This window comes from Mesorhizobium koreense, from assembly GCF_031656215.1.
GTDB classification, from domain to species: Bacteria; Pseudomonadota; Alphaproteobacteria; order Rhizobiales; family Rhizobiaceae; genus Mesorhizobium_L; species Mesorhizobium_L koreense.
In genome coordinates, this window is record NZ_CP134228.1 from 481,566 (window position 1) to 501,479 (window position 19,914).

General features: G+C 62.3%; 23 protein-coding genes and 1 pseudogene. 14 read left to right on the forward strand and 10 right to left on the reverse strand.

Annotated features, from left to right (window positions below):
* The first annotated feature begins 86 nt into the window (after window positions 1-86).
* The 11 genes from RBH77_RS02200 to RBH77_RS02250 all read left to right on the forward strand — a co-directional run bounded on the left by RBH77_RS02200 (window position 87) and on the right by RBH77_RS02250 (window position 10,101).
* Window positions 87-467, forward strand: a complete 381-nt coding sequence (locus RBH77_RS02200) for a hypothetical protein (RefSeq protein ID WP_311030523.1) — start codon at window positions 87-89, stop codon at window positions 465-467.
* Between the two features lie 139 nt (window positions 468-606).
* Window positions 607-1,119 carry a YcnI family copper-binding membrane protein gene (locus RBH77_RS02205; RefSeq protein WP_311030524.1) on the forward strand — a complete coding sequence of 171 codons (513 nt, stop codon included), beginning with the start codon at window positions 607-609 and terminating at the stop codon, window positions 1,117-1,119.
* A gap of 52 nt (window positions 1,120-1,171) precedes the next feature.
* On the forward strand, window positions 1,172-2,791 hold the full coding sequence (locus RBH77_RS02210) for a copper resistance CopC/CopD family protein (RefSeq protein WP_311030525.1): 1,620 nt from the start codon (window positions 1,172-1,174) through the stop codon (window positions 2,789-2,791).
* A gap of 68 nt (window positions 2,792-2,859) precedes the next feature.
* Window positions 2,860-3,756, forward strand: coding sequence for a 16S rRNA (cytidine(1402)-2'-O)-methyltransferase (gene rsmI / locus RBH77_RS02215; RefSeq protein ID WP_311030526.1), 897 nt, complete (start codon window positions 2,860-2,862; stop codon window positions 3,754-3,756).
* Window positions 3,746-4,120, forward strand: coding sequence for a YraN family protein (locus tag RBH77_RS02220; RefSeq protein ID WP_311030527.1), 375 nt, complete (start codon window positions 3,746-3,748; stop codon window positions 4,118-4,120). The genes rsmI and RBH77_RS02220 overlap by 11 nt, the downstream gene beginning before the upstream one ends.
* A gap of 127 nt (window positions 4,121-4,247) precedes the next feature.
* Window positions 4,248-5,033 carry an imidazole glycerol phosphate synthase subunit HisF gene (gene hisF, locus RBH77_RS02225; protein WP_311030528.1) on the forward strand — a complete coding sequence of 262 codons (786 nt, stop codon included), beginning with the start codon at window positions 4,248-4,250 and terminating at the stop codon, window positions 5,031-5,033.
* A 19-nt stretch (window positions 5,034-5,052) separates the two neighbouring features.
* The gene (locus RBH77_RS02230) at window positions 5,053-5,373 is read left to right on the forward strand and encodes a phosphoribosyl-ATP diphosphatase (RefSeq protein WP_311030529.1); all 321 of its coding nucleotides are present in this window, start codon (window positions 5,053-5,055) and stop codon (window positions 5,371-5,373) included.
* Window positions 5,374-5,396: 23 nt separating this feature from the next.
* A complete protein-coding gene (coaA, locus tag RBH77_RS02235; protein ID WP_371832827.1) occupies window positions 5,397-6,356 on the forward strand; it encodes a type I pantothenate kinase in 960 nt (319 codons plus the stop codon).
* A 73-nt stretch (window positions 6,357-6,429) separates the two neighbouring features.
* Window positions 6,430-7,443 (forward strand): glycosyltransferase family 2 protein, encoded by a 1,014-nt coding sequence (locus RBH77_RS02240; protein WP_311030531.1) that lies wholly within the window; start codon window positions 6,430-6,432, stop codon window positions 7,441-7,443.
* Window positions 7,444-7,460: 17 nt separating this feature from the next.
* Window positions 7,461-8,153 carry a class I SAM-dependent methyltransferase gene (locus RBH77_RS02245; RefSeq protein WP_311030532.1) on the forward strand — a complete coding sequence of 231 codons (693 nt, stop codon included), beginning with the start codon at window positions 7,461-7,463 and terminating at the stop codon, window positions 8,151-8,153.
* Complete coding sequence (locus RBH77_RS02250; RefSeq protein WP_311030533.1) at window positions 8,131-10,101, forward strand: GtrA family protein; 1,971 nt, start codon at window positions 8,131-8,133, stop codon at window positions 10,099-10,101. The genes RBH77_RS02245 and RBH77_RS02250 overlap by 23 nt, the downstream gene beginning before the upstream one ends.
* 178 nt (window positions 10,102-10,279) lie before the next feature.
* Here the strand turns inward: RBH77_RS02250 and RBH77_RS02255 are convergent, their stop codons facing one another.
* Both RBH77_RS02255 and RBH77_RS02260 read right to left on the reverse strand, forming a co-directional pair.
* Complete coding sequence (locus tag RBH77_RS02255; protein WP_311030534.1) at window positions 10,280-10,594, reverse strand: RcnB family protein; 315 nt, start codon at window positions 10,592-10,594, stop codon at window positions 10,280-10,282.
* 98 nt (window positions 10,595-10,692) lie between these two features.
* Complete coding sequence (locus tag RBH77_RS02260) at window positions 10,693-11,694, reverse strand: threonine ammonia-lyase (protein WP_311030535.1); 1,002 nt, start codon at window positions 11,692-11,694, stop codon at window positions 10,693-10,695.
* A 152-nt stretch (window positions 11,695-11,846) separates the two neighbouring features.
* Between RBH77_RS02260 and mbfA the strand changes: the two genes are divergently transcribed.
* Window positions 11,847-12,830: an iron exporter MbfA gene (gene mbfA, locus RBH77_RS02265; protein WP_311030536.1), complete on the forward strand. Its 984-nt coding sequence runs from the start codon at window positions 11,847-11,849 to the stop codon at window positions 12,828-12,830.
* Here the strand turns inward: mbfA and RBH77_RS02270 are convergent.
* The 6 genes and pseudogenes from RBH77_RS02270 to RBH77_RS02295 form a co-directional block, all read right to left on the reverse strand.
* Window positions 12,737-14,023, reverse strand: a complete 1,287-nt coding sequence (locus tag RBH77_RS02270; protein ID WP_311030537.1) for an FAD-binding domain — start codon at window positions 14,021-14,023, stop codon at window positions 12,737-12,739. The two genes, mbfA and RBH77_RS02270, sit on opposite strands and share 94 nt — an antisense overlap.
* Window positions 14,020-14,583 carry a TetR/AcrR family transcriptional regulator gene (locus RBH77_RS02275; RefSeq protein WP_311030538.1) on the reverse strand — a complete coding sequence of 188 codons (564 nt, stop codon included), beginning with the start codon at window positions 14,581-14,583 and terminating at the stop codon, window positions 14,020-14,022. Before RBH77_RS02275 ends, RBH77_RS02270 begins: the two co-directional genes overlap by 4 nt.
* Before the next feature lie 133 nt (window positions 14,584-14,716).
* Window positions 14,717-15,219 (reverse strand): annotated as a pseudogene (locus RBH77_RS02280) (YciE/YciF ferroxidase family protein).
* A gap of 115 nt (window positions 15,220-15,334) precedes the next feature.
* On the reverse strand, window positions 15,335-15,691 hold the full coding sequence (locus tag RBH77_RS02285) for an antibiotic biosynthesis monooxygenase family protein (RefSeq protein WP_311030539.1): 357 nt from the start codon (window positions 15,689-15,691) through the stop codon (window positions 15,335-15,337).
* Window positions 15,688-16,011, reverse strand: a complete 324-nt coding sequence (locus RBH77_RS02290) for an NIPSNAP family protein (RefSeq protein ID WP_311030540.1) — start codon at window positions 16,009-16,011, stop codon at window positions 15,688-15,690. Before RBH77_RS02290 ends, RBH77_RS02285 begins: the two co-directional genes overlap by 4 nt.
* Window positions 16,012-16,100: 89 nt before the next feature.
* Window positions 16,101-16,397 carry a DUF1127 domain-containing protein gene (locus RBH77_RS02295; RefSeq protein ID WP_311030541.1) on the reverse strand — a complete coding sequence of 99 codons (297 nt, stop codon included), beginning with the start codon at window positions 16,395-16,397 and terminating at the stop codon, window positions 16,101-16,103.
* Between RBH77_RS02295 and RBH77_RS02300 the strand changes: the two genes are divergently transcribed.
* Window positions 16,392-17,072 carry an ArsR/SmtB family transcription factor gene (locus RBH77_RS02300; protein ID WP_311030542.1) on the forward strand — a complete coding sequence of 227 codons (681 nt, stop codon included), beginning with the start codon at window positions 16,392-16,394 and terminating at the stop codon, window positions 17,070-17,072. The two genes, RBH77_RS02295 and RBH77_RS02300, sit on opposite strands and share 6 nt — an antisense overlap.
* 197 nt (window positions 17,073-17,269) lie before the next feature.
* The gene (locus RBH77_RS02305) at window positions 17,270-17,437 is read left to right on the forward strand and encodes a hypothetical protein (protein ID WP_311030543.1); all 168 of its coding nucleotides are present in this window, start codon (window positions 17,270-17,272) and stop codon (window positions 17,435-17,437) included.
* Here the strand turns inward: RBH77_RS02305 and RBH77_RS02310 are convergent.
* Window positions 17,419-17,793, reverse strand: coding sequence for a DUF1850 domain-containing protein (locus tag RBH77_RS02310; protein ID WP_311030544.1), 375 nt, complete (start codon window positions 17,791-17,793; stop codon window positions 17,419-17,421). The two genes, RBH77_RS02305 and RBH77_RS02310, sit on opposite strands and share 19 nt — an antisense overlap.
* Window positions 17,790-19,895, reverse strand: a complete 2,106-nt coding sequence (locus RBH77_RS02315; protein WP_311030545.1) for a TRAP transporter permease — start codon at window positions 19,893-19,895, stop codon at window positions 17,790-17,792. Before RBH77_RS02315 ends, RBH77_RS02310 begins: the two co-directional genes overlap by 4 nt.
* Window positions 19,896-19,914 lie beyond the last annotated feature (19 nt).

Sequence of the window (19,914 nt, forward strand, 5' to 3'; positions counted from 1 at the left end):
GGATCGATCCCTGGGCGGACCATCCATCATGCCGCATGGACCCGCCGCCCCGGCCAGCTTAAGAAGGAGGAAGAGGAAGGGGGCTTATGCGTTTCAGTTTGCCAACCCGGCAGATCTTCGTGCGCCTGCTTTGCGTCTTCTCGCTGGCGCTGGTAGCGTTCGGCCATGAGCCCCTGGTCCTGCCGCGATCCGACACGCTCGCTGCCGCCCACGCCTTCCCGGACGGCTCGCAACCGGTTCTCTGCATAACCGATATTGCCGGAAAAAGCGATCACAAGCAGGCGCATCGCAACGGCTGCGATGCCTGCCGCATCTCATCCTCCTTCCTCCTACCGGCACCGGATTGCGTGGCCTCGATCGAACGGATCGGCATGCCGGTCGTTCTTCCGCTTCCATCGGCGCCGCACGTCATCCGCGCGGCCTATCCACCGTCTGCTCCTCCACAGGCGCCTCCGCTCTTAGTCTGAGCATCGGGCGGGAACCCGCCCCTTCATCTTCCATCCAATCATTTGTCCGACCCGCGCAGTTCACGGCGGCCGGTTCAATCGATCGTCGGCTAGGCTGCACCTGGAACGCGCATCCTTCCGGCACGCAAGGGAAACAAAAATGCTGAAATCCATTCTTCTCGCAGCGGCCGCCACGCTATTCGCCACAACCGCCTTCGCCCATGTCACGCTCGAACAACAAGAAGCCCGGGTCGGCTCGGGCTATAAGGCCGTTTTGCGCGTACCACATGGCTGCGCGGGCTCCGCAACCGTCAAGCTTCGCGTTCAGATCCCGGAAGGCTATATCGGCGTGAAGCCGATGCCGAAGCCCGGGTGGAAGCTCGACATCGTCAAGGGCAAGTACGACAAGACCTATAAATTCTATGGCCATTCGATCAGCGAAGGCATCACAGAGATCGACTGGACCGGCAATCTGCCCGACGATTATTATGACGAGTTCGTCATGAGCGGCTTCCTGGCCGACTCGCTGCAGGCCGGCGAGATGCTCTATTTCCCGGTCGTGCAGGAATGCGAGAAGGGCGTGACGCGCTGGATCGAGAAGCCGGCCAAGGGCGCCGACCCGGATTCTGTCGAACACCCGGCGCCGGGTGTGAAGCTTTTGCCGAAAAAGTAGGGAAAGCGGAAAGGCCGCGGCCACGCGGCCTTTCCAAATCCGCGGCCCTGCCATGACCCAGTTTCACATATCCGCGATGCGGCAGAGGGTGACCCGTGCGCTGGCCTGCACGGTCGTCCTGACATTTTTCCTCACCGGACAGGCATTCGCGCATGCCGCGCTCGTCGCCTCCGATCCGGCGGATGGAGCCGTGCTGGCGAAGGTCCCCACCGAACTGTCATTAACGTTCGACGAGCCTGTGTCGCCGCTCATCCTTAAATTGATCGAGCCGAACGGCAACGGGGTTTCGCTCGGCAAGCCGAAACTCGATGGCAAGCGGATCGTGCTCGACGCACCCTCCAGCCTCGGTACGGGAAGCTATGTCCTTTCCTGGCGTGTGATTTCCGAAGACGGGCATCCGGTCGGCGGCGCGGTGATCTTCTCCATCGGCATGCCGAGTTCGGGAGCGACTGCGGAAGCGACCGAAGCGATTGACTGGCCGCTGCGCATCGCGATCTGGCTTTGCCGGGTGCTGGTCTATATCGGGCTGTTCGTGGGTGCGGGCGGCGCGTTTTTCCTCTTCTGGTTTGCCGGCGGTGCGCAGGCGGCACATCGTTTCATCACCGGTGTGAGCATTGCCGGCCTCGTCGCGACGGGGCTCTCGCTCTGCCTTCTCGGTGCCGATGCGCTTGATCTCGGCCTATTCTCGCTGGCGGAACCGAAGGTCTGGGCAACAGCACTGTCGACCAGCTATGCGCTCACCGCCTTCTTCGCATCGGTTTCTATGCTGGCGGCTCTTTGGGCGCTCTATTCGCGCGCGCCTCGCGAGGCGCGGGCAGCCTCTGCGCTCGCGATGGTCGGCGTCGGCCTCGCGCTCGCTTCGAGCGGTCATGCGGCGGCGGCGAACCCGCAATGGCTGATGCGGCCGGCCGTCTTCGTGCATGCCACAGCGGTCGCTTTCTGGGTCGGCGCGCTGGCGCCGCTCGCCGCGCTTTTCGTCGGCAAGGATGAAGCGACGGGGCCGGCGCTCAGGCGCTTTTCCGTGATTATCCCCTATGTTCTGGCGGCGCTCCTTGCGGCCGGGATTGCGCTCGCCATTGTGCAGGTCGGCCATTTCCCGGCGCTGGTCTCGACGGCGTACGGCCGCGTGCTGGTCGCCAAGCTGGCGTTGGTCGCGCTCCTGCTTGCCCTCGCCGCCTTCAACCGCTGGCGACTGACGAAGCCGGCTCTTGCCGGCGACGCGCGGGCCGAAAGGCGCTTCATCCGTTCCGTCGCTGGCGAGATCGTGCTGGTGACGGCGATCCTCTGTACGGTCGCGCTCTGGCGCTTCACGCCACCGCCGCGTGCACTCGCCGATGCCGCGCCCGTCCCTCCCGTCTCCGTCCATATCCATGCAGAGCGGGCGATGGCCAGCATCACCGTCTCGCCGGGGCGCGCCGGCCCCGTTTCCGTCTCCGCCTTCGTGGTTGGCGGCGATCTCGAACCGCTCGATGCCAAGGAAGTGACGCTTTCTTTCTCCATGCCGTCTGCTGGCATCGAACCGATCCGGCGAGAGGCACACAAGCTGGATCAGGGCCAATGGCGAGTTGACGGACTACGCTTGCCGGTCGCCGGGCGGTGGAACGTTTCGGTCGATATCCTGATCTCGGACTTCGAAAGTGTGACGCTGAAATCGGAGATCACGCTGCGCTGAACGGATGGACGCTTTGCAGGAGCGCTTCTGCCGTGCGAAGAAAGCTGGGGGTACCCAGTGAGGCGGAGATGAACGGGGACAAGTCCTATCTGGTCGGCGAAGCTGCTATAACCGCACGACCGCTCACGCCCGCGCTCTATCCGGTAGCGACCCCGATCGGCAATCTCGGCGACATCACCTTGCGCGCGCTGGAGACGCTGGCGGCGGCCGACATCCTCGCCTGCGAGGACACGCGCGTGACGCGGGTGCTGCTCGAGCGATACGGGATAAGGCAAAGGCCGATCGCCTATCACGAGCACAACGAGGCGGAGGCCGGGCCACGTTTGATCGCAGCACTGAAGGAAGGCCGCAGCGTCGCGCTCGTCTCCGACGCCGGCACGCCGCTCGTCTCCGATCCCGGCTACCGGCTGGTCTCGGCGGCGCTGGAGGAAGGCATTCGCGTCGTTCCTATACCCGGCGCATCCTCCGTGCTGGCGGCGCTGTCGCTCTCCGGCCTGCCCTCCGATTCCTTTTTGTTTGCCGGCTTCCTTCCGGTGAAGGACGGGCAGCGGCGTCATCGGCTGGAAGTGCTCAGAAACGTGCCGGCAACGCTCATCTTCTTTGAATCGCCGCGCCGATTGGCGGCGAGCCTTGCCGCGATGGCCGAAATGCTCGGGGCAAGGCGTCCGGCAGCCGTCACGCGTGAACTGACCAAGGCCTTCGAGGAACGCCGGGCTGGAACACTCGATGAACTTGCAGCGCATTACGCCGATGCCGTCGCGCCGAAAGGCGAGGTCGTGGTCTGTGTCGGCCCGCCCCTGCCAGAGACGGCAGAGGCCATGGATATCGACCGGCTTCTCGTCTCGCTTGCCGAGGAAATGCCGGCCTCGAAAGCCGCTGCCGAAGCCGCGCGGATGACGGGCGAGGCGAAGCCCGTGCTTTACCGGCGCCTGCTCGAACTGAAGGGCAGATCCAGTGGCGGGTGAGGCCCGCGAGCGCCGCTTCCGGGCCTATCGCAAAGGCCATCGCGGTGAGCGGCTGGCGGCGCTTGCCCTTATGCTGAAGGGCTATCGCATCCTCGCCCGGCGCCACCGGACGAAGCTGGGCGAAATCGACCTTATCGCGCGGCGCGGCGACCTCGTGCTGATTGTCGAGGTCAAGGCGCGGCAGACACTGACGGAGGCGATGGAGGCGCTGTCGCGAACATCGGAACGGCGCATCGAGGCGGCGGCCGATTTGTGGCTGGCCCGCCAACCGGACTACGGCCGCCTCTCCATCCGCTTCGACATGGTGGCGGTGCTGCCCCGGCGCTGGCCCATCCATGTCGAGAACGTCTTTCACGGCAATTGATCGGGGCTACCTGGCGGAACCCAAAATTCCGCGATCAATACCGGTTCGAGGCCCTGGATTGCCTGGGCCAAGGATTGTCCGCGCCGCCCGGGGTCGCTAAATGACGGGAAACAAGGATCGCCCACCGATGACTTTGAAAGCCCGCGTCATCCCCTGCCTCGACGTAAAGGACGGCCGTGTCGTCAAGGGCGTCAATTTTGTCGATCTGGTCGACGCCGGCGACCCGGTCGAAGCGGCGAAGGCGTATGACGCGGCAGGTGCGGACGAGCTCTGCTTCCTCGACATCGCCGCTTCTTCCGACAATCGCGAGACGATCTTCGACGTGGTCGCGCGCACGGCCGAGCAGTGCTTCATGCCGCTGACGGTCGGCGGAGGCGTGCGCGGCGTCGGCGACATCCGCAAGCTGCTTCTGGCGGGCGCTGACAAGGTTTCGATCAACAGCGCGGCGGTCGCTGATCCGGAATTCGTGGCGCAGGCGGCGGACAAATTCGGCGACCAGTGCATTGTCGTTGCGATCGACGCCAGGAAAGCGTCCGTCGAAGGCGAGGAAGACCGCTGGGAGATCTTTACCCATGGCGGACGCCGTGCCACCGGCATCGATGCCGTCGGATTCGCACGGCGGATGGTTGACCTCGGCGCCGGCGAGATCCTGCTGACCTCGATGGACCGCGACGGTACGAAATCGGGCTACGATATCCGGCTCACGCGCGCGGTCGCCGATGCCGTGCATGTGCCGGTTATCGCGTCGGGCGGCGTCGGCACGCTCGACCATCTGGTGGAAGGCGTTCGTGACGGCCATGCCTCGGCGGTGCTCGCCGCCTCGATCTTCCATTTCGGCACTTATTCGATCGCCGAGGCGAAGCGGCACATGGCAGCGGCCGGCCTGCCGATGCGACTCGACTTCGCCGCCTGATGCGGCTATCTGCGCGGCCATGAGCGATTTCTCCCTCGCCGATCTCGAAAGGATCGTCGCGTTACGCGCCCGGTCGGGCGATCCGGAGTCGTGGACGGCGAAGCTTTTCGCCGGCGGCATGGAGCGGGCGTCAAAGAAGCTCGGCGAAGAGGCGATCGAGACCGTGATCGCCGCGCTCGGGACCGATGCGAAGGCACTCGTTTCGGAGAGCGCCGACCTCCTCTACCATTGGCTCGTGGTGCTGGCGATTGCCGGTGTTCCGCTGTCGGACGTCATGATCGAACTCGAACGCCGGACTGGACAAACCGGCATCCAGGAAAAGGCCGCACGCAAGGGCTGAACCGTGTAGGAGTGAGAGCGTTCATGGATCAGCTTGCCCCCGAAGAAAGATATTCGCCCTATCGCGTCTTTTCGGCAGAGGAATGGGCCGGCTTCCGCGACGACACGCCGCTGACGCTCGCGGAAGACGAAATCCGGCGGTTGCGATCGCTCAACGACCCGATCGACCTTGAAGAGGTCAAGCGCATCTACCTTTCCATGTCGCGGTTGCTTTCCGCCCATGTCGAGACGAGCCAGCGCCTGTTCGCCCAGCGTAAGATCTTCTTCGGCGCGGGCGATGCTGTGAAGACGCCCTTCATCATCGGCATCGCGGGCTCCGTCGCGGTCGGCAAATCGACGACGGCGCGCGTGCTGAAAGAGCTTCTGGCACGCTGGCCGTCCAGTCCGAAGGTCGATCTGGTCACGACGGACGGCTTTCTGCTGCCCAACGAGATTCTGCGCCGGCAGAACCTGATGGAGCGCAAGGGCTTTCCGGAGAGCTACGATATCGGCGCGCTCTTGCGCTTCCTCTCCGCCATCAAGGCAGGCATGCGCGATGTGCGTGCCCCGCTCTACTCGCATCTGACCTACGATGTCCTGCCCGGAGAGTTCGTCACCGTCGACCGCCCCGACATATTGATCTTCGAGGGCATCAACGTCCTGCAGACACGCGACCTGCCGAGTGACGGCAAGGCGGTGCCCTTTGTTTCGGATTTCTTCGACTTCTCGATCTATATCGACGCGGAGGAAGCACTGATCCGGCGCTGGTATATCGACCGGTTCATGCGCCTGCGCGAAACGGCCTTCCGCAAGCCGGAGAATTTCTTCCACCGCTACTCGCAGCTTTCGGAGGATGCAGCCCGCGCCATCGCCGAGGGACTGTGGGCCAACATCAACCTGAAGAACCTGCGCGACAACATCCTCCCGACCCGCCCTCGCGCCGACCTCATCCTGCGCAAGGGCGCCAACCACCTGATAGAAAAAGTGGCGCTGAGGAAGCTTTAAGCGTGAGGAAACATTAATCAGCCGTTAGCAGCGTCGCGTTATCGTCTCCGCGACTTAGGATGCGGAGCGAGGCATGACGGGGCAAAATGCTGCAGCACACGAGCGTGTGCTACGCTATTCATTGGTCATTCCCGTCTACAATGAAGAGGCGATGCTGCCGCTTCTGCTCCACAGGATCGTCAAGCTGCTCGACCAGCTTGACGGGTCGGCTGAAGCAATCTTTGTGGATGATGGTAGCCATGACACAGGCTCGATCTTCCTGCGCGGCGCCGTAAGGATCGACTCGCGTCTCCGCCTTATAGAATTATCCCGTAATTTCGGCCACCAGATTGCCATTACCGCGGGCATGAACGCGGCACGTGGGGAGGCAGTCGTAGTTATGGACGCCGATCTTCAGGACCCGCCGGAAGTGGTATTAGAATTGATCGCGAAATGGAAGGAAGGGTTCGATGTCGTTTATGCCCGGCGTATCCTGCGGCAAGGCGAGACCCTCTTTAAACGGGCGACCGCAAATCTCTATTACCGCGTCCTCTCCGCGATGACCACCGTCCCCATACCGCGCGACGTTGGCGATTTTCGTCTCGTCAGCCGTCAGGCGCTTGATGCGTTCAAATCCATGCCTGAGAGCGACCGCTTTGTCCGTGGAATGTTCGCCTGGATCGGTTTCAGGCAAGCTGAGGTCTTGTTCGAGCGGCCTCCACGTATGGCCGGTGAGACCAAATACCCGCTATGGAAGATGGTCAAGCTCGCCATACACGGCATGCTCAGCTTCTCCGAAAAACCACTGCGCATGGCTCTCTGGGCAGGCCTCACGATCTGCTTTCTGGCAATATCGTTCGGCATCTATGCGGTTATCTTTAAACTACTTGGCGGCGCCATGGTGGATGGTTGGGCTTCCACCGTTGTGCTCGTGTCTTTTCTCAGCGGCATCAATCTCTTCATGACCGGAGTGGTCGGGCTTTATGTCGGCGGCATCCATGCCGAGGTAAAGCGACGTCCGCTCTACATCGTAGCTCACGATACAGGCCGACAAACCGAAGTTGCGGCAACCGGCACCCAGACCGGCCATCGCAACGTCGCCAGCTGACCGAGCGGGGACCGTCCATGGCCGAACTTTTCGACGACTATCGGACGAGCTACCAAGATGTCGTTGCCGATTCGATCAGCTTTTCCGGGCTGAAACACGACTTCTTCATGCAGGCCAAGGCCGACCTTATCGAAAGGCGCTTGCGATCAGAGGGCTATCTCGCGCCTGAAATGAAACGTCACGCGTTAGACATAGGTTGCGGCATCGGCACGATGCATCCGTATATCCGTGATTTATTCTCAAACGTCGATGGTTGCGACGTATCCGCAGAGTCGATCGAGCGTGCCCGTCGGGATAATCCTAATGTGGGTTACCGCGCCTATTCGGGCAAGCAACTCCCCTATCCCGATGAATCGTTCGACTTCGCCATGACTGTTTGTGTCGTGCATCATGTGCCGCCGCCCGAATGGCCGTGTTTTTTTTCCGAGATGCGACGTATTTTGCGTCCAGGCGCGCTTGCCTGCGTCATAGAACATAACCCGCTCAATCCGGTGACGCGACTGGCTGTGCTGCGCTGTCCATTCGACGAAGACGCGGTTCTGCTTCGCAGTTCGACCACGCGGCGCTTGCTTGCGGCTGCTGGCTTCACCTCCATTTCGCATGAATTCTTCTGTCTTCTTCCGAGCGCTGGCCGGGTGGCAAGACGGGTCGAACGGACGATGTCCAACTTTCCCGTCGGAGCACAATATGCCTGCTTCGCCCGCGCCTGAGGTTTCTGGCAACCGGGACAAACGGCCGCTTTCGATCGTGGTTGCCACTTTTGGAGGCGTCGGTATCGCGGCCACCCTTTGTTATTTCCTTCTAGCAACCACCTTGGTCGCGCTTCCCGGCATCTCCCCAACGACGGCCAGCGTCGTCGCCTATATCCTGTCCGCCGGATTTTCCTATTACGGCCACAGGCGACTGAGTTTCGCTTCTAAACGTTCCCATGCCGCGGCTATACCGCGCTTCCTGACGACACTCACCGTCGGCTTGGCCATCGCCTTTCTGCTCCCGAAAGGCGGCGAGGCCCTTGGTTACCCTCCCATGGCTGCTTTCGCCGCGATATGCGTCGTTATCCCGGCCACCAATTTTGCGCTGCTGAGACTATGGGTATTCGACGACGGAGCGGATTACGAGGCTTCGGTGGTCGAGAGTTACTTTTCGCTCTTCTGGGCACTTGCCGCCTTAACGGTCGCCTTGATCGGCGCCTCCGCCTGCGCCCTCAACGCCTGGCGCTGGGGAACCGTCCCCGACACCAGTTGGCTGATTACAGTGATTGAACACATTGACGCGGGCGAGCGGCTCTACCGCGATGTGATCGAAACCAATCCGCCTTTCTCGATCTGGCTATATGTTTTTCCGGTCCAGTTCGCGGACCTCATCGGGATCGCGCCGGAAAGCGCCGTCCGGCTTTATACGATACTTATCTGCCTCGCCGGCACGTCGCTTACCGGCTGGATGCTCGTCTGCGGCGGGATATTGAAGCGGCGGTCCGCCGTGATCGTTTCTCTTGTCCTGTTTTCGATAACCGTTCTCATTTCCGGGAATTCCTTTACCGAGCGCGACCAGATCGGCGCCGTTCTGGCGCTTCCTTTGTTGGCGCTCGCGGCTTGGCGCATCGCGTTGCCGGAAGCGCGCCGGCCGGGACCACTGCACTGGCTGACAGCCGCAACCGGGGCGTGTGTCTTTGCCATGGTGAAGCCCTACTATGCCATCGTCGTTATCGCGGTGGCCGTCTACCTGGCACTGCGACGGCGCGATATGCGGACACTGTTTCTGCCGGAGTTCGTGCTCTCCGGCGTTGGCACGGCCAGCTATCTCGTCCTCATCTACCTTCTCTATCCCGACTTCTTTGCAAAGCTGATGCCCTTATTGCGCGACACGTACATGGCGTATCGCATGCCGACCGAAATACTTCTGTGGCTTGCCATGCCGGGTTTCGTTCTGATTGCCGCTTACGCTTTCTGCCGTCGGCTGACCAACCGACCGGACTTCCCGGATGTCCTGATGGTGGCTTCGCTTGCCGCGTGGCTACCCTTTTTCGTGCAGGGCAAGGGATGGCCTTATCATGCCTACCCCGCGATCCTGTTCGGCTCGGCCGCTCTGGTGATCGGTGTTGCTATCCTGTTTGAAAAGCATGCGTCCGAATCACGGGTCGGGCTTGTCACGGTCGCCCTGGCGGCGATATTGGCCGGTCACCTGCGGTTTCTGCCAAGCGAAAGGCCCGCCGATGTCCTCGTTGCCGCTGCTCTTCGCCCTGGAGAGCATCCGACAGTCGGAATGCTGGGCGGCGGTATCGAGACCGGCCATCCCTTCACCCGGATGATCGACGGGCAATGGATCGAGCCCTATTGCAGCGACTGGATCGCGGTTTATGCGGTTCGTCGTGAGAGACAGGCCGTTGCCGCCGGCGACATGGTCGAGGCAAAGCGATTCGAGGCCATGGCCGCGCAGTATCTTTCCGACAAGAAGGCCCGATTACTGCGCCGGTTGCCGCAGATCTTGATCGTCGACAAACGTGGCCAACTCGTACCGGAAATGCTCGCCAAATTCGGATTCGCTCCCATTCTCGCCCGCTACGATCGGATCGCTTCCAGCGGCTCGGTGGAAATATACCGCCTGGTGGACAGGACCTCTTTCGCAGGGCCTGCGCGGCATCTGCCTGTGTCGGGCTGAGCCTTCGCCGGCCATGTGGATCGCAGCGTCGACCCGACCGTTCAAGCGATACCAATCGTGGCGGCAGCGCCGTAGCGAAGGCTCGCTGGCCGGAAAGTTCATGCCAATGAAGGCGCAAACATTTCGCGGCCCCGGTGGGAGGAAAACCGGGGCCGCGTTTCAAGCTTACGTTTCGACCTTATTGCGCGTTGACCAGGGCGGCGATGATGCCTGACGTGATGCCGACCAGCAGATACTGGTTGTCGACCTTGACCCAATGCTGGCCGTGCGGCGGCCGGCGCAGGTGATAGCGGCCGTAGTCCTTGACCACCGTGTAGTGCTGGCCATGCGGCATGCGATGGCCGCGCTGCCAGCGGGTCTTCTTCACCACGACTTTCTTCTTCACGACATGCGTGTGACTCGGGCGCTTGTGGTGAAAGTCCTGCGGTTGAGCGAAGGCGGCCGGCGCGGCGAGAAGCGAAAGGGCGACGGTCGCGAGGACAAGGCGTTTCATGGGAGGTCTCTCCTTTGATTGAAGACGCCTTCTTCTAGATGCGGCCCGTTGAACGCCACATGAACGAGGCATTAAAGAATGGTAATGTATCCAGCGGGTTAGATCGCAGCGACCAACCGGGCGAAGAGGTCCATATCGACATTGCCGCCGGAAAGCACGACCGCGATCGTCCTGCCGGCCAACTCGATCTCGCCGGAGGAAAGCGCAGCGAAGCCGGCCGCGCCGCCTGGCTCGACTATGAGCTTCAGATGGGCCGCGGCATCGCGCATGGCGACGGCCACCGAGGTTTCCGGCACCGCCACAATGCCGGCCGCCAGCTTGCGATTGATGGCGAAGGTGAGTTCGCCAGGCATCGGCGACATCAGCGCATCGCAGATCGAGGTTCCGGCCGGATCGGCTCCCACCCGGCTGCCGGCGGCAAGGGAACGGCGCGTATCGTCAAAATCCTCCGGCTCCGCTCCCCACATCTCGGTTTCCGGCGAGAGCGCCTTGATCGCGGTGGCAATGCCGGCCATGAGGCCGCCGCCGCCGCAAGGTGTTACGACGGCGTCAACGCGGATGCCCATCGCCGCCGCATCCTCGGCGATCTCCAGCCCGACCGTTCCCTGGCCGGCGACGATCAGCGGATCGTCGAAAGGTTTTACAAGCGCCATGCCCTTCTCGACGTAGGGCCGGGCAACAACTTCCCTGTCGTCGCTGTATCGGTCGTAGGGCACGATCTCGGCACCCATGGCGCGGACATTGTCGGCTTTGATGGCTGGGGCGTCGGCCGGCATGACGATGACGGCTCGGGCGCCGAAAAGCTGTGCGGCAGCCGCCACACCCTGCGCATGATTGCCCGAGGAGAAAGCGACTACGCCGCGAGCGCGCTCCTCTTCCGTAAGCGAAGCGATCTTGTTGTAAGCGCCACGGAACTTGAAAGAGCCTGTGCGCTGCAGGACTTCCGGCTTGAAGAGCAGCCGCGCGCCGAATTTGTCGTTGAGTCGGGACGATTCCAGAAGCGGCGTGCGCCGTGCCAGTCCCCCGATCCGGCGCGCCGCCGCACGTACATCGTCGATGGTAGGCATTGCGGCAAGGACGGGCTGGGCGTGGACGGTCATGCTGAATCTCCCGGAACAGGCAGGCGGCGCGCCGATGCCGCGCCGGTTCGCCCATTTCTACCAACGAATAATCATTATGGAAGCCATCGTCTCGATTGACGATACGAGATCTGATCCTTAGTTTAGAATTATTCTAAACTAAGGATCCAAAAATGCTCTCGCGCTTTTTCGGCTTCGGCCGCCGCGACTTCTCTTCGCTCAGCGAGCAGGAAATCCTGGCGCTGGCCATCTCCTCCGAGGAGGATGACGGCCGCATCTACAGCGCCTACGCCGACGGCCTGCGCGAGGATTTTCCGCAATCGGCCAAGGTCTTCGATGAGATGGCCGAGGAAGAGGCACATCACCGCGACGTGCTGATCGAGATGCACCGCAGGCGCTTCGGCGAAAAGATCCCGCTGATCCGGCGCGAGCATGTGCGCGGCTACTATGAGCGCCGGCCCGACTGGCTGGTCCGGCCACTCGGCATCGACCATGTGCGAACGCAAGCCGAAGACATGGAGGAGCAGGCCTACCGATTCTATCTGGAAGCCGCCAAGCGAACGGGTGACGCCTCGACGCGCAAGCTTCTCGGCGAACTAGCGACAGCGGAGAAGTCACATGTCTCGATGGCGCATCGGCTCGGAGTGAAACACGTGCCGGAGGGCGTAGCCGCCGAAGAGCGGCAGGAGGAGCGCAAGCAATTCATCCTGACCTATGTGCAGCCGGGGCTGGCCGGCCTCATGGACGGCTCGATCTCGACGCTGGCGCCGATCTTCGCCGCCGCCTTCGCTACCCAGAACACATGGGCGACCTTCCTGGTCGGGCTCTCAGCCTCCGTCGGCGCCGGCATCTCCATGGGCTTCACGGAAGCCGCGCATGACGACGGCAAGCTGTCCGGTCGCGGCTCGCCGCTGAAGCGGGGGCTCGCCAACGGCATCATGACCATGCTGGGCGGCCTCGGCCACACCCTGCCCTATCTCATCTCGAATTTCTGGACGGCGACCACGGTCGCCGCCATCGTGGTGTTCTTCGAATTGTGGGCGATCGCCTTCATCCAGAACCGCTATATGGAAACGCCCTTCCTGCGCGCCACCTTCCAGGTGGTGCTGGGCGGCGCGCTGGTCTTCGCGGCCGGCATCCTCATCGGCAATGCGTGAGACCGTTCCGGGTATGCCGCTTCGTATTCCGGCAGGCCGATATTGTCGTTCAGCTCTCCGACGAGGAAATTAGCGACCTGTGGGATGGCCATCAGACGCATCATCCAGTTGCGGAAGGCAATCCCGAAGCTGGTCTCGGGCACGAAGGAAGAGGCGAACTTGCGCGCCGAAGCCTGCTTGGCATCAAGAAAGGGCCGCATCCGCTCCTCATAGCGGGAAAAGGCCGCCACGTGGTCGTTGCCGGCACCGGCGAGCTCGCCGGCGAGCACGTAAGCCTCCGTCATCGCCAGGCCGCAGCCTTCGCCCGCCAGCAGCGACACGCAGGCCGCGGCATCGCCGATCAATGCGACCCGACCTTTCGTCCAACGCGGTATCTCGATCTGGCTGACACGGTCGAGATAGATATTTTCGGCGTTTTCCATCGCCGCGAGAATTGCCGGCACTTCCCATTTCATATCGGTGAACTCGCGGCGCAGAACCTCACGGCGGCCGGCGTCATCGTCCGGAATCGGCACCGGCGCTTTCTCCCGGTAGCAGAACATGAACAAAGTGCGGTCGCCGCGCTTGGAAAAACGCGTTACCTGGCGGCCGGGAAGCGCATGGCTGACATAGGTAAGTTCCTCGCGCGGCCGATAGCCGGTCACTTCGAACGCGGCGACACAATAGCCGAGGAAGCGTTCCGCCTCTTTCTCCGGACCGAAGGCAAGCGAACGCACGCGTGAATGCAGGCCATCCGCGCCAATGACTAGATCGAAATCGCGCGGCGAGGCATGGTCGAAGCCGACATGCACATGATCTGGCCGCTCCTCGATTGAAGCGATGCCATCATCGAAGATTGTCTCCACTTTTCCTTCAATGGTCGAGTAGATCGTGGCGGCGAGATCGCTCCGCTGCAGGCTGGTGAAGCGGTCGCCCGTCATGCGCCAGAAGACCTCCGTCGAGAAGCCGCCGGACTTTTGCCCCTGTGCATCGACGAAACGGACTTCTTCCACCTGATAGCCGAGATCGAGAAGCCTGGGTAAAATGCCCATCTTCCCGGCTATGTCGTAGCCGGCCCCCCAGAAGTCGATAATATAGCCACCTTTGCGCAAGGCAGGCGCTTTCTCGATCAGGACGGGCTCGTGGCCGTAGCGCAGGAGCCAATGGGCGAGCGCCGGGCCGGCAACGCCAGCACCGTTGATGGCGATTTTCATCGGGACTTTCCTTCCTGTCTTGCGAGATCGACAAGGGTCTTCCACGCCGCATCGATCTCGTCGTCATTGCCGAAGGCCATACGGTGTATGGCCGAGCCGTCGAGCTGGATGGCGACCAGCCGGGCGAACGCTGCCGCGTCCGCACCCGGCGCCAATTTGGGCGCAAGGAGGGCGCTTAACCGCTCGAGCAGCGCGTCGCCCGAGGCCTGAAGCTGAGTGCGCAGCCTGTCATCGAACATGGCCCGCGCCATCAACACGAAATAGGCCCGGAAGAATCCGCGCCGCGTGCGCACCAGTTCCGCGCTGCCGCGTCCAAGAAATTCGATCGTATCGGCGAGCGATGCGTCGAGCGGCATGTCGATCGCGAGACTGTCGGCGATCATGCGCTCGAAGGCAGCGGTAGGTATCTCGTCGATCGTTGGGAAATGGTGGAAGAGGGTGGCCTTGCTGACGCCCACCTCGCGGGCGAGCGCCGCGGCACTGAAGGCATCGGGGCCGTCGCGGCCGAGAACGGTAACTGCAGCTTCGATGATGGCGGAACGGGTGTCGCGTCGGAGCATGGAGCTGGATATAATATTGACCGATCGATCGGTCAATATCGATACCGAAATTGTCTCCGAAGCCCCCCGACGGCAAAAGCAGGCACGAAGAAACTCCGTACCTGCCTTGCAACAAGGAGACTGGATGCGGTGGTCAAGCCGCCTTCAGGTTGACCTCACTTTCCGCGATCTGCGTCAGTTTCCTGTCGGCGACGCGCTCTTCCTCGAGCGTCTGCTTGAGCAACCTGGCGCAATCGGCCCGGCCGGCCTCCTCTGCCCAGGCAATGAGCGTGCCGTAGCGCGTCATCTCGTAGTGTTCCACCGCCTGCGCGGCGGCGATAAGCGCGGCGTCCAGCACGCGTTTGTCCTCAACCTCGCCGGAAACTTCATTCGCTTCTTCGATAATGCCGTCGATCGCCGGGCAGTTAACCCCCTCGGCATCGAGATCGAGCATGTCGAAGACCTGTTCAAGCCTCGTCACATGGCCTTTCGTCTGTTCAAGATGTTCGGAGAAGCCGTTCCTCAAATCCGTGTTGGAAGCCTTTCAATCATCTTCGGCAACGCCTTCATGATTTGCGCCTCGGCGTAATAGATGTCGCGCAACTGATGCACGAAGAGGTCATCCATGGTTTTTATGTCCTTGGAGAAGAGTCCCATTGTCGTCGCCTTCCTTTTTGTCCGTCAGGGTTGATCGTATGGAGGCCAGTCGGCCCCGCGAAGCTACACTTCCATGGGCGCCCAACGGCTCTGCAAGGTGCTTGTTCCGAATATTTCAGGCGGGGCCGCGATCGTGAACGGAACGGCTGTCGCGCGGCGCCTCGGCGCGGTCGCGCATGCCATAGTCGCGGACGACATGAGCGATGCGCAAACGATAGCCGGCAAGGATTCCCGCCCGGCCAGCCGTCTGCGCTTGTCGGTGCTCTTCCGTGTTGCGCCATGCCGCAACTGCCTCATCGTCCCGCCAGAAGGAAAGCGAGACCAGCTTTCCAGGATTGGAAAGGCTCTGGAAACGTTCGACGGAGATAAAGCCGTCCACAGTCTGCAACAGCGGCTTCAGGTCGGCGGCACGGCCGAGATAGTCGTCGACACGGCCATCCGTGGGCTCGACCTCGAAGATGACCGCGATCATCGATCGGCTCCGTGGAGCGCCGAAACAGGCTTGAGAAAAATCCGGTCCTCGCGCCGGATGAATTTCTCCGTCTGGGAGAAGCGGAAGTTCTCCTGGCCGAGCGGATCGGCGAGAAGGCGCTCGCGATAGACCTCATATTCCGCGAGGCTGCCGATATTGTAGACGCCGTAGGCCGTCGTCGCTGAACCCTCATGGGGTGTGAAATAGCCGATCAAGTCGGCACCGCAGCGCGGGATCACCTGGCCCCAATTGCGGGCGTATTCGATAAAGGCGTCCTTACGGAACGGGTCGATCTCGTAGCGGATGAAACAGGTGATCATCGGCATTTCCTTTCGTGGTTGGCACAGACATTTCGATGAAGACCGAAGCATTGAGCTGTGAAGATGGAATAGGCCTCGCAAGCGAGGCATCATCTCCAGAAGGACTTTGCGCATTCACGGCGAGCCTCATCGGCATCAAGGCCGAGATCGCGAAGCATCCTTGCATCGAGCAAGGCAAGATCGTGGCGCTGTAGATGGCGTTCATACCAGAGTGCGAGGAGCGGGACTGCGCGATGCAATGTGTAGCGGCGTACAAAAGCAACGTGAGGCAGGCGGGCAAAGGCTCGCGGATGGTCGGCGGTTTCCATGGCCTTCGAACTCCTCTTCATGCCCTGAAGATAAAACTTGCATGACATCAATGCTTCGATAAGGATCGAACCATGCATGAAGAACCGGACATCGCCCGTATCGCCAGCCTCGTCGGCGACCCCGCACGCGCCAACATGCTAACGGCGCTGATGGATGGAGGTGCGCTGACGGCGAGCGAATTGGCGCTGGAGGCAGGAGTGACGATGCCGACGGCAAGCTCGCACCTTGCCAAACTGGTCGAGGGTGGCCTGCTAACGCTGCAGCAGCAGGGTCGTCACCGCTACTATTCGCTGTCCGGTCATCACGTCGCGTCGATGCTGGAAACGATCTCCGGAGTCGCGGAGCGCGTCGGCCCGAAACGAGCGCGGCCCGGCCCGCGCGACGCGGTCATGCGCGAGGCACGCATCTGCTACGATCATCTGGCCGGTGAGAAGGGAGTCGCCCTTTATGACAGCCTTCTGTCGCGCCGCATCCTCGCACTGCGAGATGATAATGTCGAACTCGGACCGACGGGGCGGGGGTTCTTCGATGAGCTCGGCATTGACCTCGCCTCTCTTTCCGGACAGCGACGGCCTCTGTGCCGGGCCTGCCTCGACTGGAGCGTGCGCCGCTCGCATCTCGCCGGTGCGCTCGGCGCGGCGATGCTCGACAAGATGATGGAGCGGCGATGGGCGCGACGCGATCCGCAAAGCCGCGCGATCCTGTTCTCGCCGACCGGAAAGCAAAGCTTCGAACGGCTGCTGCGGGGATAAGATTCGGCTCCGGAACGTCACTTATCACGCTTGGACAGGCGCCCCATCGAGGCCGCTTCGAAAAAGCCTCCGGCCTGCCGTCGAATCGCCGCAATCCATGCAAGTTCTTAACATGCCGTTCACAGCTGATTCATTCTTGGCTGTTATCGTCTTCCTCAATCGGACGGGACATCCGAGACATGACCGGGAGACGGGAAATGGCATTCTGGACACATCTGACGCATTGCCGCGCCGCAATTCGCGAATTCATCGCTCCGACCTATCGCCCGGAGCGCCACTATATGCGCGGCCCCGGCCCCGCCTGCGCGCGCCGCGGCGGTCTGCTGCCCGATGCCGGGGCGACGTTTCACTCCGTCTTTTCGTGACAGGGCTCGATTGAGATCGGCGGCCCTTCCTTCGCGCCAAGCGTTAGGCAGGGCCGGCTCTCGACGCAGAGCGACCATCCGCCGACGGTCGCGCCCGACGCCGCCAGGACCAGCTTCGGCAAGGGCGGCACCTTCGGCCGGTACTCCCACCCGTCATCCCTGAACACGCTGCCTTCCGGCGGGTCCATGCCGGCACCGGAACCCTCGACTCGCCCCATATCGACGACGAGCCCGGCCGGCGTCACCCGCCAGTGCTCGGTCCACCGGATCTTCTCGACCGAATGCGTCCATGACAGCGTGAAGGCCGCGGCGGCAAGCACAATCGTCTTGCCGCCGGCGAGGACGCAAAGGCTCATGCCGGCTGGCTCGCCTGCCGTGCCCTATAGAGGTGCTGGCCGAAGAAGAGCACGGCAAGCGCGAAGCCGATCTGGTCCGATATCGGGATAGCCGCGATGAGCGAGAAGGAGGCGATCGTCGCGAGGATGCGCTCCCACCAGGCGAGGTGGGTCTTGAAATAGCCGATCACCGCGATGCCCCAGAGTGCGATGGCGAGCGCCGTCTTGAAGACGACATAGATAACAGCCGGGTAGAAGCCGATCGAGGCTGCGAGTGCACCGCCCGGCTGCAACATCAGCGCCGGCGTATAAACCGCCATATAGGGGATGACGAAGCCGGCGGCGGCGACCTTGATCGCCTCCATAGCGATCTTCAGCCCGCTCTCGCGCGCGATAGGTGCTGCGGCGAAGCACGCCAGCGCCACCGGCGGCGTCAGATCCGCCATGATGCCGAAATAGAAGACGAACATATGGCTGACCAGAAGCGGGATACCGAGCGCGAGAAGCGCCGGGCCGGCAATGGTCGAGGTGATGATGTAGTTCGGGATCGTGGGGATGCCCATGCCGAGGATCAAGCAGGTGATCATCGTCAGGATAAGCGACAGGATCAGACTCGACCGACCGATGGAGACGATGTAGTCGCCGAAGGTGTTGGCTACGCCGGTGAGCGTCATCGTGCCGACGATGATGCCGACGATGGCGCAGGCGATGCCGACTGGAAGCGCCGTTTTAGCACCCTCGGCGAGCGAATCACGACAGTCGCGTAGCGTCTGCATGCCACCCTTGACGAACAGGTTGACGGCCACGAGCACCGCCGCCGCTGCGATGACAATCCAGATGCCGAATTTGAAGAAGCTCCCGGCGATCAGCCCCAGAAAGACCCAGAAGATAACCCGAAGCACATAGTTCGGCAGACCGAGCGCCACCGAGCCACCGAGGATGAGCAACGCCGTCATGGCGAAGCCGATCGTGCCGGCAAAGAGCGGTGTGAAACCAGAAAAGAGGAGGTAGACGAGCGCCGCCAGCGGCAGGATGAGATACCAGCGCTCCTTCAGTGCATTGAGAGGCGAGGGAAGCTGGTTGCGGGGAAGCCCCATCAACCCGGTGCGCCCTGCTTCCAGATGCACTGCCCAGAAGGCGGAGGCAAAATAGAGGATGGCCGGGATAATCGCCGCCTCGACGACTTCCTTGTACTGGATACCGAGTGTCTCGGCCATGATGAAGGCAACCGCCCCCATGACGGGCGGCATGATCTGCCCGCCCATCGAAGCAGTCGCTTCGACACCGCCAGCGAAGGCGGCGCGATAGCCAAAGCGTTTCATCAGCGGGATTGTGAACTGGCCAACGGTCACGACGTTGGCAACGCCCGAGCCTGAGATCATGCCCATGAAGCCGGACGAGATGACCGCCACCTTGGCCGGGCCACCGCGAGCGTGGCCGACCAGACCCATCGACACGTCGGTGAAGAGCCGGATCATGCCGGCCCGCTCCAGGAAGGAGCCGAACAGGATGAAAAGGAAGATGTAAGTCGCGGAGACGAGCGTCGGAATGCCGTAAATGCCTTCCGTGCCGAAGCTCATGTGGTCGATGACCTGCCAGAAGGGATAGCCGCGCGTGTTGAACGGGGAAGGCAGGTATTGCCCCCACAGGCAATAGGCGAGGAAGATGCCGCAAATAATCGGCAGTGCCGGGCCCATCAGCGCATAGGTGGCGATAAAAAGGACCGCCAGCGACAAGACGCCGATCACCGTGTCGATGGGCAAGGGCTCGCCTGCGCGCAGGATCAGCGGTTCGTATTCGATGAACTGGTAGAGACCGACCCCCATGCCGATGATGCCTAGCACCCAGGCGGCGGCACGTATGCTCGGGCGCGCCTGGCGGAGTGTTGCCAAAAGCGGGAAGACGAGCAGCATGAGGAAGCCGACATGGACGGAGCGAACGACCTGGCTCGGTAGGCCGAGCAAGCCAGCCGCCGTAAGGAGCTGGAATGTGGAAAACGCGATGGCGATGCCGAACAGGACCTTTCCCTCGCGCGTTGCCGGAAAGGTTTCGGCAAGCGGATCGTGGACGGTTGCGGGCGCGCCCTGCGGCGTCTTATCGGTCGGCGTGACGGGCTCGGTCATGCTTCCTCCCCTGGAATAT

What these genes read in the sequence shown, in the direction of transcription:
- RBH77_RS02200 (WP_311030523.1), top strand. Translation starts at nt 87, where the DNA reads ATGCGTTTCAGTTTGCCAACCCGGCAGATCTTCGTGCGCCTGCTTTGC.
- RBH77_RS02205 (WP_311030524.1), top strand. Translation starts at nt 607, where the DNA reads ATGCTGAAATCCATTCTTCTCGCAGCGGCCGCCACGCTATTCGCCACA.
- RBH77_RS02210 (WP_311030525.1), top strand. Translation starts at nt 1,172, where the DNA reads ATGACCCAGTTTCACATATCCGCGATGCGGCAGAGGGTGACCCGTGCG.
- rsmI (WP_311030526.1), top strand. Translation starts at nt 2,860, where the DNA reads ATGAACGGGGACAAGTCCTATCTGGTCGGCGAAGCTGCTATAACCGCA.
- hisF (WP_311030528.1), top strand. Translation starts at nt 4,248, where the DNA reads ATGACTTTGAAAGCCCGCGTCATCCCCTGCCTCGACGTAAAGGACGGC.
- RBH77_RS02230 (WP_311030529.1), top strand. Translation starts at nt 5,053, where the DNA reads ATGAGCGATTTCTCCCTCGCCGATCTCGAAAGGATCGTCGCGTTACGC.
- coaA (WP_371832827.1), top strand. Translation starts at nt 5,397, where the DNA reads ATGGATCAGCTTGCCCCCGAAGAAAGATATTCGCCCTATCGCGTCTTT.
- RBH77_RS02240 (WP_311030531.1), top strand. Translation starts at nt 6,430, where the DNA reads ATGACGGGGCAAAATGCTGCAGCACACGAGCGTGTGCTACGCTATTCA.
- RBH77_RS02245 (WP_311030532.1), top strand. Translation starts at nt 7,461, where the DNA reads ATGGCCGAACTTTTCGACGACTATCGGACGAGCTACCAAGATGTCGTT.
- RBH77_RS02250 (WP_311030533.1), top strand. Translation starts at nt 8,131, where the DNA reads ATGCCTGCTTCGCCCGCGCCTGAGGTTTCTGGCAACCGGGACAAACGG.
- RBH77_RS02255 (WP_311030534.1), bottom strand. Translation starts at nt 10,594, where the DNA reads ATGAAACGCCTTGTCCTCGCGACCGTCGCCCTTTCGCTTCTCGCCGCG.
- RBH77_RS02260 (WP_311030535.1), bottom strand. Translation starts at nt 11,694, where the DNA reads ATGACCGTCCACGCCCAGCCCGTCCTTGCCGCAATGCCTACCATCGAC.
- mbfA (WP_311030536.1), top strand. Translation starts at nt 11,847, where the DNA reads ATGCTCTCGCGCTTTTTCGGCTTCGGCCGCCGCGACTTCTCTTCGCTC.
- RBH77_RS02270 (WP_311030537.1), bottom strand. Translation starts at nt 14,023, where the DNA reads ATGAAAATCGCCATCAACGGTGCTGGCGTTGCCGGCCCGGCGCTCGCC.
- RBH77_RS02275 (WP_311030538.1), bottom strand. Translation starts at nt 14,583, where the DNA reads ATGCTCCGACGCGACACCCGTTCCGCCATCATCGAAGCTGCAGTTACC.
- RBH77_RS02285 (WP_311030539.1), bottom strand. Translation starts at nt 15,691, where the DNA reads ATGATCGCGGTCATCTTCGAGGTCGAGCCCACGGATGGCCGTGTCGAC.
- RBH77_RS02290 (WP_311030540.1), bottom strand. Translation starts at nt 16,011, where the DNA reads ATGATCACCTGTTTCATCCGCTACGAGATCGACCCGTTCCGTAAGGAC.
- RBH77_RS02300 (WP_311030542.1), top strand. Translation starts at nt 16,392, where the DNA reads ATGCATGAAGAACCGGACATCGCCCGTATCGCCAGCCTCGTCGGCGAC.
- RBH77_RS02295 (WP_311030541.1), bottom strand. Translation starts at nt 16,397, where the DNA reads ATGCATGGTTCGATCCTTATCGAAGCATTGATGTCATGCAAGTTTTAT.
- RBH77_RS02305 (WP_311030543.1), top strand. Translation starts at nt 17,270, where the DNA reads ATGGCATTCTGGACACATCTGACGCATTGCCGCGCCGCAATTCGCGAA.
- RBH77_RS02310 (WP_311030544.1), bottom strand. Translation starts at nt 17,793, where the DNA reads ATGAGCCTTTGCGTCCTCGCCGGCGGCAAGACGATTGTGCTTGCCGCC.
- RBH77_RS02315 (WP_311030545.1), bottom strand. Translation starts at nt 19,895, where the DNA reads ATGACCGAGCCCGTCACGCCGACCGATAAGACGCCGCAGGGCGCGCCC.